Here is a 12,791-nt window from a genome sequence, read left to right on the forward strand (position 1 = left end):
TAAAAAGTTCTACCGTGCTGTTAAAAGAAGTAGAGAGTTTGCGATTAATTTATATAACGTGATCAATGAATTAAGAAATTCAAACACAAGAGAAAAAGAATTGCTTGAAAAAAACTTGTTGGTTTCCAAGGAAATTCTTAAATTATTATCTAAAACTTATCAGGAATTAATTAATAAAATTTAAAATGTGCTTTAAAAAAAGCACAATACTAGACAATAAAATTCTACATTTAAATCACAAATGTATAAAACAAAAAAAGCCCGTTTTTATTTTTTAAAAAAGGCTTTTTTTGTTTCTTAACTCACATTTTACATAGTAATCAATTTCATTAAGATTTTCTTTTTGTCTTTCTTCTTCATATTTAGATAATAAAGCCAATACTGACTCCTTCAGATTTAATGTACCGTTAAGATTTGAATTATAATTTAGCAAACCAAATATATTTTTGTGCTTACTGTTTGCATCATATCTGGGTAAAAATAAAAAATCGATTGCTTTATCATTCTCTAAATCTAAATCAAAATCTTTAAAAATATTTAATGTTATTTTTTGATCCATTTCAGGTCCAAAAAACATACCGTTTAAATAATAAAGTGAACTTGACTTAATGTCGGGCAGTTTCGCAATTTGTTTTGTAATAATTTCGTTAGTAGGCGAAGGCTCTTTTTTAGAATTTTCTAATTCAATTTCTTGAATTTTATCTCGTAATATTTCTAAAGCGATTGTATCTACATTTTCAAATTCATTACTCAAAATTTCAATATTTTTCAGTGCACTTTGCTTATACTCCCGTTTTTGATCTTGTGTGATTGAATCTAAGTGTTGATTAACCATATCGTAAGCATTTTGGGCAATATCTACATAGCGCTCATATTCAAAATCTTTTTGTTTCATCAAGTTTTCATTAACTTTTTTCAGGTTTTCGATTTCATCGATAATCCTTGAATTAGCTTGAGGTTTGATGATTGAACACGCAGCAACAGCCATGGTTGTAATCACTCCTGCTGCAAATGCTACAGTGTTAGTCAAAATCAATGTTATTCTTTTTTTGTTCATATTTATCCTCAACAATTTTATAGTAATCATATTATACTAATGTTTTGTGCATATATTTTGACCTACATAGTAAAAAAATTAATATATGAAATAAAAAAACAAAAGTTCTAATTTTTAATAAAGTATTAACGTAATGAAAAAAAGCAATTACGAAATTAACAAGAGATATCAATTGGAATATATAAAAAACAATCCAAATACAACAGCCAGAACATTATCACTGGCGTTAAATATTTCAACAAAAACTATTTATTATAATCTTAGAAAACAATTAGCAAATGATAATGAAATAACAATCACACATAAAAATTCAACAAACCAATATTCAAGAAAAATTAGCATTAGTCAAATCGGTTTAATAATCGAACACTATTATTCGATTTTAAAGGAAATATACAAGGATAAATATTTAAATTTTTATTTAAATTTAAGATATTTTTACAAGTATGAACTACCTGAAAACTTAAGAACAATATGACATATGCAAGTATGATTAAGAATTTAAAAGCACGTGGATTTTATACATACGGAATGAGTAAAAACGGTAGAAAAGAAGCACGAAAAACTTAGCCAATTTATCTAAAAAAGATGATGCAAAAACAATCGTGTTTATTAATAAAATTTTGAAAGAATTAGACAAAAACATCGCATTTATTTCAAGAAAAAATAAAGGAGCACATTTAAGTCTGGGAGAGATAGTTGAAATAGATGCAACCGAACATTGATGAAATTCCGATAACAAGTTTCACATATATGTTCTGTTGATCAGCGACGGGAATTATATTAGCTTTGCACGCCGAAAAAGAAGATACGAACCAAGGTTACATGGTCCTGCTTGAAGATTTATTTTCAAAGTGGGGGTTTTCCAGTCTTGATAAGAACTGATAAAAGAAGAACTTTTTACGGAAATGAAGCGAAAAACACACCTTTTGTAGAAAATATAAGTAAAAAGAACATAAAAGTTGAATCTTCTAACGTGGCTATATTTAAGCGTCTTGTTGAGCGCACTAACGACGCAATACAACGATTTTTCCCCATCCATTTTAAAAATTTAGGTATTAGAGCAATAACGGATTTTAATAAAAACAAGGAAGTTTTAATCAACGATTTTCATCAATGAAACAATAAATTTTACGCTCATAAACAAAATATTTTCAGGACATGCGACACTTCGAAAACGAACACAAAGTTTATCTCGAAATTAAAAGAAAAGCCTATGCTTCAGCATTTCAGTATCAAAATCAGTATTATGTTGCAGTGAATGAAAAAGGACAAAAATTGAAAATTTGACCCTTTGATGATGCACGAATAATGATAGATAGTAAAGGCGAAATTAAAATAAGCATCAACAACATTATTTTTAACACTTTAATACTAAAAGGTGATGAGTTAAATGATTTTCAAAAATTTTGCTTACAGTACAAAATATCATCTACCGAGATGCTTTCAAAACCTATGTATAAACTCTACAAAAACGCAGAATATTTGCAATTATTTTATGTAACGTGATACACAAATTAGAAGAGAAAAACTACGATTTAAATCCGCTAATGCAACACACTTATGAAGTGAGTATTGAAATCTATAAAGAAATGTAAAAAATTTTCGAAGAAATAAAAAGAATGGCTTGTCCTAGTTTAGAATGCGATTTTTCTGTTTTTTTAATTTAATATCATTAATCTTATTTGTCAATTTGTTTAATTCAGTTTTATAATTTTTGGAAATTCACTTGTTATCATTTCTATATTCTTAAGAGCGGTTTCTTTATATTCACGCTTTTTATTTTCGCTAATTGAGTCTAAATTGTTTGCGAATTTATTATATGTTTTTTAGCAAGATCAACATATTCTTTATATTCGCTATTTTTTCAGTTTAATAAATCATTGTTTATTTTTCTTTAAAAGCGTTGAATCGAACATGCGGCAACCGCTATCGATGTAACGATTCCGCCAGTAAACGCAGTGGTGTTTGTAGAACAAGAATCGCTTTTTTCTTATTCATATATCCCCCCTTTTTTTATTAACCGTAATTAGAATATTTTATTATTCTATATCCTAAAAACTCATATTAGATTGTGTATGAAAATTTAGCTTTGTTATCTAGCAAAGTATTGAGTTTGTTTATTGAATGATATATCGAATATTTGGGCGATGATGTTTTTGCTAAAGTCATCATCCTCTCCTAAGTTTGAATATATCATGTCTTTATTGTTCGGATTTGTATATAAGTCAATTAACTGTGTTTTTACTCACTTATCTAAGTTATATTCATGGTGTGTATTTTGTCTAAATTCTTCTTTTTTCAGTTCAAGATAAGCATTTAGTTTAGATTTTATTAATCTTAATTGTGCTTCATTTTCCGAAAAAGTCGGCGTTAAATATTCTTCGTAAAGTTGATCACGAAAGACTTGTTTACCTTCACCATCGTTTATTATTAAATGTTCAAAATAATCAAAAGGTTCTAATTTATTATCTATAGTTTTGTAGCCATCCAATCCTTTTAAAGTAAATCACTCAGGATGGATTCTTAAATTATCTTTTTTAAATTTGTACTCAAATTTTTGTTCAAAAAAAGTAATCATGTTATCCATAGCATTCGTTATCATTTTTTTATTGTGACGATACGAATAATTATAATAGTCGATTTTGCCATTGCCTTGAGATCTAAGTTCAAAATTGTTTTCTGGTATTGAATATACTCCTCAGTGATCTTGTTCTTGGTATTGACCAACGTGTTCTAGAAAAATTTGATTATACAAACCAATTTTGTCTGAATTTGTTTTCACGCTTGACCCTAATAAGTCTGCCAAGGTATACTCGCTTTGGTCGAAATCCAATTCTAATGTTGCTAATGCTAATCTAAGACGTTCATAACGCTCTGATGACAATTTTCTTAGTGGCGAATTAAAGACAACATGTGGTGGCATCAACGATTGATATTTATCTCATTTTTCATTCAAGTATTTTGATATTACGTCCTTCAAAAGCAAAGGATTTGCGTTTTCAGGAATGGTTTTATTTTTACTCATATCACTTTTAATGATGCCGTCAAAATATATTTTCTCATTTGTATAGGGATCAATGTATCCCACTTGAATGTCAGGCAACATTGAAGGGTAGAAAAATGCTTGTTTAAATATTTCTTCTTTTTCTTCATCATTTACAGCGTTATTAAGATTTACGAAAGAGTCATAGTCATGTTCATAATCATGTCTGTTTTGAATTACTTTATTTTTTATTTTTGCTAGTTCAGCGGTTCCTAACTGCAATCTAACATATTCCAATCCAGAATTTTTTCCGTAAGAATATAAATTCGATGATTCGGAATGTGGGCCATTGGCCTCTTGGGAGTAAGTTATAACAGCAACCGTATGATATCTTGTATCAGAATTTTGTATGTCATCTCTATTTGGATATTTTGAAGCTATACCTTCCTTGCCATCTAAAATATGTACTCGTGCATCACTTGTGTTTGCGTCAAATACGGTATGTTCATCCGATTCTGTATCAATATGAAATGGTTTGACATCTCAAAAATTTTCTTTTAATTGTAGATAAACATCCTTGAAGCGATCTACTAAATCTGTCTTATTAATATTGCTTAAAAATAAAGAATATGCAGACTCATTTAATTTATCTGGGCCTCAATGTCTGTAACCATTAACAATGACTGTTCATCTTAGATAATTTGTAATATAATATCATGCAAAGTTATCTATTTTTCGAGCATGATTGTATTCCTTTAAAGAAAAATACAATCTTTTAAGGAATATTTTGGCATGCGGTGTCAGTATTACTTTATGTTCTTTTTGATTTAATATTAAAAATTCAAGGTACGTTATCGGATACTGAAAATTATCTATATTATCTCTTTTCGTGATGGCGAATATTAGTTCCGCTGTAGGTTTAACATAATAATCTACTTCACTCAAGTTTTGTTCTTTTCTCTCATTTTCGTAGTTATCTAACAATCATTGTATAGACTCTTTAAGAATAAGTCTTCCATTGTAAGCTGAATTATAGTTATACAAACCTGAATCAGTCGCATTTTTTATAAAATCATTCATATTGTAAAGAAAATCAATTGCAGCCGCATCGCTTAAATCTAAATTAAAATCTTCTACCACTTTAGAATTGATTTTTGGAGCAACATATGGCTCAAATAAATCGCCACCCGCAAGGTATAATGAAGACGATTTTATGTTTGGTAATTCAACTATTTTTTTATTGATTGATTTTTCAGTGGGTTTAACTTCTATTTTCTTAACTGTTATTTTTATTTTTTGAATCTTAGTTTTTAAGTCTTCTAATTTAGTTTTATTAACATTTTTGAACTCTCTATTCAAAATTTCAATATTTTTCAGTGCGTTTTCTTTATAATCGCTTTTTTGTTTTTCATTAGCAGATCCAGAGTTTTCAATAAACGTATCATACGCTTTTTTAGCAATGTCCAAATATTGGTCATATTCATATTTTTTTTGATGTCCTAGATCATTATTAATCTTTCTTAGATTTTCAATTTGTGCTTCTAAATTTGACTTAGTAAGTCTTTGGATAGAACATGCAGCCACGGCCATAGTTGTTATAACTCCACCGGTAAAAGCTGTAGTGTTAGTCAAAATTAAAATTAATTTTTTCTTAACCATATTATCTCCTCATAAACTATAATATTTTCAATATTTATTATACTAATGGCGTCAAATATGGTTTAAATAGACTTTATAATAGACGCAATTTTTGTCATAAATGTGAAAAATTTCACTAAATAATCAATGTCGTAAATGTAATATTTTGTGCATTCTAGACCCGTGAATCCTGTTTTTTTATTGAGAAATAGACAATGTTAATGTATATTAAAACAATACCAAATCTTAGTGATTCGGTATTGTTATTTTTATTCAGTTTAAGAATCAACTTTAGCTACTGGGTATTTAATTATTTCCTTTCAAAACCATAAACAGCTATTTTATCATCAATAACTGAATGATTTAATATCTTTATTTCATTGCTTGATTAATGTGAGTTTTAGGCAAAGAACCATTACTAAATAACGACATTAAATTAGATATTTTGTTATTTAAAACTATAATAATTTCTTTAAATTTATTGATTGTTGACTGTTTTTCAATATTCAATTTGTTTTTTAAATGAAACATTGAATATTTGAGCTATTATATTCTCTTCGAAGTTGTCACCTTCATTTATGTGAGAATATATTAATTCCTTATTATTTGGATTGGTATATAGGTCAATCAATTGAACTCTTACTCAGCTGTCAAGATTATATTCTTTACCAGTTGTTGCTTTAAATTCCTCTTTTTTGCTTTTCAAGTAGGCATCAATTTTAGATTTTAATAGATTCAGCTGTTCATTATTTTGTGCAAAAGGAGGCGTTAGATAATGTTCAATAAGTTGTTGTTGATATAATCTATCCCCTTCACTATCGCTTATAATTGACACTTTTGTCAAATAATTTCAAGGTTCAAGTCTATCCCCTGAACTGGAACGACTTGCATCTCTAAAACTAAATCATTCAGGGTGAGTTTTATAATTTTCTTTTACAAAGTTATATTTAAATTTATTTTCGAAAAACTGAACCATATTAGACATTGCAATTGTTAAATCGCCTTCTACATAATCAAAGTTATAAGAATAAGCGCGATTGTAGTCAACTTTACCGTCATATAGCTCTTTTAATTTAAAATTATTTTCAGGTAAAGAATAAACTCCCCATTGTTCTTGTTCTAGATATTCGCCAACATGCTCTAGAAAAATTTCGTTATATAAACCAACTTTATCAGTATCTGGTTTTACGCTTGAACCTAATAAATCAGCTAAAGTATACTTACTCTGATCAAATTCTAATTCTAAAGTAGCTAAAGCTAATCTTAAACGCTCATAACGCTCTGATGATAATTTTCTCAAACCAGAATCAAACGGAACATATGGAGGCATAAATTCTTGATATTTTTCTCACTTCATATTTAAATATTTTGCGACTACTTTATCAAGATATAAAGGAGTAGAGTTTTGTGGAATGTTTTGTCCTTTTGCCATCCCTTCTTTAATAATTCCGTCAAAATATACTTCTGATTTTAAATCAGCATCAATATAACCGACTTGGATATGAGGAAGTAAAGTAGGATTTAGAAATGTATGTTTAAAAACTTCCTCTTGTTCTTCTTCGGTTTTAGAAAGACCTGTTCTGTATATACCAGCATGTCTTCCCTCATATTCTGGTCTTTCTAAAATAACCTTGTCTTTTATTTTTGCTAACTCCGCAACACCCAGTTGCAATCTAACATATTCTAAGCCACTATTTTTGGCGTAAGAGTATTGATTTCTAAGATATGATTGAGAGTTCCGATCAATTACAGATGTAAGGATTTTAGCATTAAGATAAAAGGTATTTTGATTTTGTACATCTTGTCTTTTTGGATATTTAGATGCTAAACCGTTTTTGCCATCCAAAAGAAATTCTAAATCTTTCGGATAACCACTTGACCAGCTATGGCTGTCTGATTCGGTATCGATTGCGAAAGGTTTAATATTCCAAAAATTGGTTTTTAGATGCTGGTACACGTTTTCGAATCGTTCAACTAAATCACTTTCTTTTGGGTTGCTTAAATACAGTGAATAAATGTAATCTTGAGTCGTATCTTGATCCATACTTTTGAACCCATTCACTAAAACAGTAAAAATTAAATAATGTTCAATAAATTCGAGAGAATCGCGATTTATTGGTCTTGAATAGTTGTAATTTTTTAGTGACGAAGTCAATCTTTTAAGAAAAATTTTAGCATGTGGGGTAAAAAGTACCTTATGTTCATTAGAATCTGATAGTAGCAACTCGTAATATTTTCTTCTTAGCGGGGTGTAAAAAGATAAACCAGTTTTTTTGCTGATTTTATCAGTAATCTTTTTAATTTCTTCTATTGCCGGTTTAGCGTAATAGTCTCTCTCACTAAGGTTTTGTACTTTTCTATCTCTTTCATATTCATCAAGTATTAATTTCAATGATTCTTTAAGTTTGAATTTGCCATTAGCTTTTGAATTGTAGTTAAACAAGCCGATGTAATTATTTGAATCAGAATTTTCTTCGGGAGTATATGGATCTATAATGTATTTAATTGCTTGGGGATCTTCAAGGTCTAAACTAAAATCTGAATAAGTATTTATATCCACTTTAGCGCTAATTTCTGGATTGAAAAGGCGATTATGACCTAAATAAATTAAGCTAGGTTTAATGTCAGGTAATTTTCCTTTTTTAACAAGAATGTCTTTTGTTAAAGGCTCACTAGTTTTAACTGATGTGTCTTTTTTGATTTCGTTCACTTTTGCCTTTAAATCATCCAATTCTTTTCTGTCTATATTTATAAATTGTTTACTCAAATTTTTGATATTTTTCAATGTATTTTCTTTATAGATACGCTTTTGTTCTTCGTTCAATGAATCCGAATTTTGAATAAATGACTCGTGCGCATCTTTAATAATGTCTAAATAGTGATTGTATTCTGTCTGCTTTTGTTTTGTTAAATCAGTATTTTCTTTTTTCAAATTTTCAATGTCTCTTTGAATTGAGTCATAACTTTGTTTACTGTGTTGAATTGCACACGCAGCTACTGTTGCTGTTGTGATAATTCCCCCAGTAAATGCCGCAGTGTTAGTCAAAATTAAAGCTATTTTTTTCTTATTCATATTCACATAAACCTCCCTCAGTAATTTGTAACTTTTAATTCTAATAAAAAAATAGTTTTTCTCTTCCCATATGTATAAAAGTCTATTTTTCATGAAATAGATGCCTTAAAATCTTTATTAAACAACATAATTAATTGCTTAAAAAATTTTATTGTTTGCTATTGAAATGGTAGTTTATTTTAATCATTGAAAATGTTTTTAAAATCGTTTGGATATAAATATGCTAATTTTTTGTTTATTTCATAGAAACTACCTGGATTATATTGTGTGTCATCGTTTCCAAAAAATGAGTATTTTTGTGTTTCGCTGAAGGTAAAATTATTTTTTCTAGCAGGGCTACCTTGTGTGTTTAAGCCTACTAAATTGCCTTCATGGTCATATATTCCGGAACCAGATGATCCTGAAAATAAATCAAAATATCTCGTTTCTCATCAGGAAGCACCTTGAAATCCTTTAAAAATCGTTGATGGTTCGGATAATGATATTTTTAAAGTGTTTAGAGCAAATAGATATTCTCTATATCTTGCTATATTTGCGTATCCATCTTCATTTGAAGAAGTGTTTACTTTTGGTAGGGATGCGATATAAAAGTTTAGATTATTGTCAGAGTTCATATAACGTGATTTTTTAGAAAATTTCATTGGTTCTAAGTCTTTAAAATTCAATATATGTTGTATTGCATTTTTTTGTCTTTGACTCAAAAATGAACCATTTTCAACATAGTCATCTAATTTACCATTACCAAATTTTTCGAATATAACTTTAAAATCTATTATTGCGATTGCAATGTCGGCGCCAGACGCTGAATTAAGATTGTTTTTGTCTATAATAAAACCTTCATTATCTCTCGAATCATCAAAATTATTGGCTTTATTTCTTGAAAAATCCTTAATTAATTCAATTGTTATTGCGTTGTTACTGTTTACAAAATTGAAGTCGTATAGATTGCCAGTAACTTCTAGGTCTGGTAAATTGCTTGCAAAACCGTAAATAGGTCCTTGTCGATTATCGTCTTTTGATATTAATGTTGGAACTACAAGTTGCCCTTTATTCACACTATATTTGTCATTGCCAAATTCTCCGGTTGTTTTGTTAGAAAACAAACCAGAATTTTTTGAAGTATTGACATTTCAAACATGATAATTTGCAAAAACTCAAAACCTAAAATCATTTGGATCATCATTTACTTTAGAAATCACATTTCATGTACCGTCGAACTTGTTTGATAATGAAAACATTCTTTTTCTACCTTGTTCAATACCGACGCTGGAGTCTTGTTGGAAAAGTCTTCTTCCAGTTTCTTCAGCCGAAGGCGTCGGAATTAATACATCTTTAACTTCGTATTTACTTATTTGTTGAGAAGAATGCGAAACAGTTTCAGTTTTAATGTCGTATGTATCATTGTAGCTAGTTGTTGAAGGCTTGATTGAGAGATTATCTACCATCTCGACTTCTTTAAAACTTAATAATTTATCAGTATTTTTATCTTGAATTCAATACACGAATAAGTCGGCTGTATCAATAAAAATTGAGTGATTTGTTGCTGTATTGTGTTTTGATGCTAAGTTTGTAAATGATGTATCAAAGCCTTCTCTGGCACTTAATTTAAGTTCTAAATCATCGCCATTTAAGTGTAAGTCAAATTTAACTAGTGATTTGATTTTTGCTGCAAGATCTTGTTGGAATTTCGGGTCTTCACTAACATAGTCAAATAAGAAATCTACATCCTCAATAACACTGTTTTCTTGGATGCTTTTTAATGAGATTGGAATACGAACACGACTGTGAACGTCATTAAACTCAGTTCAAAGTCTTGAATTTATCGGATTAGTGTCTAATTGTAGATTTATTCATAGCAATACATTTTCAGGGTCAATGTTATTTAAGCCTTGTATTGAATTTATTTTTTTGACTATATTTGCATTTTTACCATTTTTGTCAATATTTATAATTTGTTTTGATAGAAAATTACGAGTTTTAAATCAATGCAATTGTTGTTCTTTATTGTTTTTTACAATTGAATAATCCTTAAAATTAATATTGTTCTTATTATTTGGGTATCTTGTTAAGAAATTGTGTTTTTCGAAATTATAATCAATTAATGTTGATAAATTTTTCACTGAAAAATCAATTAAATTATTGCGATTATTTTTAATTAAACTTTCTTTGCTTATTGGTTGGACATCATCATGTGTATATTCAATCAATTGATCATTTAATTTGTGGTCTGATATTCAGTTAAAGTTAAATGCAAATCAGTTGGTATTTGTTATTTTTATTGGTGTTTGTACTGGTGAAAAATCTGTGTTTAATACTTCGAGTTCATTTAATTTATATTGAATTTTTTCTTGTAAACCGTTTAATTTGAACTTATGCAACTGATTGTAATCTAGGTATATTCTTTTTCTGTTTGGAACACTATTTTCTTTGTTAAATTCTTCTTCACTATTGGTAGGGCTACCAAATAAATCAGTTTCAGGTTTATAAATTTTTTCCTTAACACTAAATGTTAGGGCAATGATTTTGTCACTAATATATTCATGTTGATTTTCGGTTAAATTAAGTGCAATTGAGCCATAAATATTTTTATTTTTATTGTCTTTGTATACATTGAAAGAATCTATTTTAAGATTATTAAGCGAAAGAGTGTTATTGAATGAATTTTTTTTATCAAAAGCTATTTTTGATACATCGCCATTATTGAATTCCATTTGAACAATAACAAATTTTGATATTTTATTATTCAATAATAAATAATCAAAAGCAACAGATGATGAATTAATTTCGTGTAAATTTATTCATTTACTTCATGGTTTTTCGTCATTTCAACTTTTAACTAAAACCATTGATGGTGTCTTGTTAGGATATTGATTTTTATTTAAATTAATGATCACATTGTTGTCGGCAACGTTTATTGATTCAATATTTATATTTTGACCTTTTATAGTTTCTAAATCAGCATCATTTGAGTGTATTCAAGTAGAATGCTTATCAATAGTATCAAAATATTTTTGGTATGAATTATTTGATGAAATCAAATTTGTTCTATCAAAAATAGCATCACTGAAATCAGAGATGTTTAGGTCTTCGTTTGTATAATCATTGGCACTTTGTAAGCTGAGTACATTGCCGTATTCGTTGCTTGTTTTATCAGATTTTTTAATTGTTGTATTTTCATTAATGCCATCTTGATTATCGGTATTTTTATTATCGTTTGCAGTTTCACTCGATTCATCAGGGGCAGTGTTTGTTTGATTGTCTTTTTCATCAACCGATGAATCATTATTAGACGTTTCTTCTGGTTTTGGGGCTACATCTTGTTCATCGTTATTTTCAGAAAAATCTTTATCCTTTTTATCATCAGGTGTTTCAGTTGATTTATTTGAAATAGATTCAGATTGATCATTATTTTTTTTCGCAGAATTTGTTTCATCTGTGTTTTCTATATTTTTTTCCCCAGTAGGATCGAAATTATTTTTTGAATTGTTATGGTTAGTGTCACTTTCTGATGGTTGATGATTTTGGTCAGTATCTTTTGTGTTATCTACAACCTGGCTGCTATTGTCACTGCCATTATCTTTTTGTTTTTGGCCTTGGTCTTCATGGCTATTAACATCATTGGTTTCGCTATTTGTTTTATTGTCTATTTTGTTTTTATTGCCTTCTGAATTTTGTTTATTTAGATTTTCAAAATATAACGAAATTTCATTTTCAATTTCGCTTATTTGTTTTCGATTTGAAATTGAATTTATTTTCTCAATAAAGTATTGTTGTTTTAATACATCTTTTATTGAATTTACTCTATCACGAAGCATTGCTTTTTCATTTACAAACTTTTCTTTTTGGCAGCTAACTACCAATAAAGGCAATAGAATTACTGAGTTATTTACCAATGTATTAATTATTAATTTCTTTTTTTTCATAATATTGCGTGTGTTGACGCTGCCTCCTTTTTCTAATATAAATATATTTTAATACTTTAATTTAGATTTAATATTTAGATTAATAGCAAAAACAAAATTTTATAAAAAACGAAG

The 12,791-nt window shown here is 28.3% G+C and carries 7 protein-coding genes; 3 read left to right on the plus strand and 4 right to left on the minus strand.

The genetic code is table 4. The features are described 5' to 3' along the window. Positions 1 to 184 (plus strand): hypothetical protein (locus N1F73_RS01635; protein WP_260359694.1); only part of this gene is annotated, 184 nt, incomplete at its 5' end. 90 nt (positions 185 to 274) lie between these two features. On the opposite strand, the gene N1F73_RS01640 is transcribed toward N1F73_RS01635, so the two are convergent. After that, positions 275 to 1,057 (minus strand): hypothetical protein, encoded by a 783-nt coding sequence (locus tag N1F73_RS01640; protein ID WP_260359696.1) that lies wholly within the window; start codon positions 1,055 to 1,057, stop codon positions 275 to 277. 133 nt (positions 1,058 to 1,190) lie between these two features. Between N1F73_RS01640 and N1F73_RS01645 the strand changes: the two genes are divergently transcribed. Both N1F73_RS01645 and N1F73_RS01650 read left to right on the plus strand, forming a co-directional pair. Beyond that, positions 1,191 to 1,562, plus strand: a complete 372-nt coding sequence (locus N1F73_RS01645) for a hypothetical protein (RefSeq protein WP_260359697.1) — start codon at positions 1,191 to 1,193, stop codon at positions 1,560 to 1,562. Positions 1,563 to 2,218: 656 nt separating this feature from the next. Beyond that, a complete protein-coding gene (locus tag N1F73_RS01650; RefSeq protein WP_260359698.1) occupies positions 2,219 to 2,578 on the plus strand; it encodes a hypothetical protein in 360 nt (119 codons plus the stop codon). 574 nt (positions 2,579 to 3,152) lie between these two features. Here the strand turns inward: N1F73_RS01650 and N1F73_RS01655 are convergent. From N1F73_RS01655 to N1F73_RS01665, 3 genes are all read right to left on the minus strand, one after another. Next, a complete protein-coding gene (locus N1F73_RS01655) occupies positions 3,153 to 5,702 on the minus strand; it encodes a hypothetical protein (RefSeq protein WP_260359700.1) in 2,550 nt (849 codons plus the stop codon). A 457-nt stretch (positions 5,703 to 6,159) separates the two neighbouring features. After that, positions 6,160 to 8,754: a hypothetical protein gene (locus N1F73_RS01660; RefSeq protein ID WP_260359702.1), complete on the minus strand. Its 2,595-nt coding sequence runs from the start codon at positions 8,752 to 8,754 to the stop codon at positions 6,160 to 6,162. Between the two features lie 179 nt (positions 8,755 to 8,933). Next, positions 8,934 to 12,677, minus strand: coding sequence for a hypothetical protein (locus N1F73_RS01665; RefSeq protein ID WP_260359706.1), 3,744 nt, complete (start codon positions 12,675 to 12,677; stop codon positions 8,934 to 8,936). Between the last annotated feature and the right edge of the window lie 114 nt (positions 12,678 to 12,791).

Source organism: Mycoplasma sp. HS2188 (assembly GCF_025209835.1).
In the GTDB taxonomy this organism is placed as follows: Bacteria; Bacillota_I; Bacilli_A; order Mycoplasmatales; family Metamycoplasmataceae; genus Mycoplasmopsis.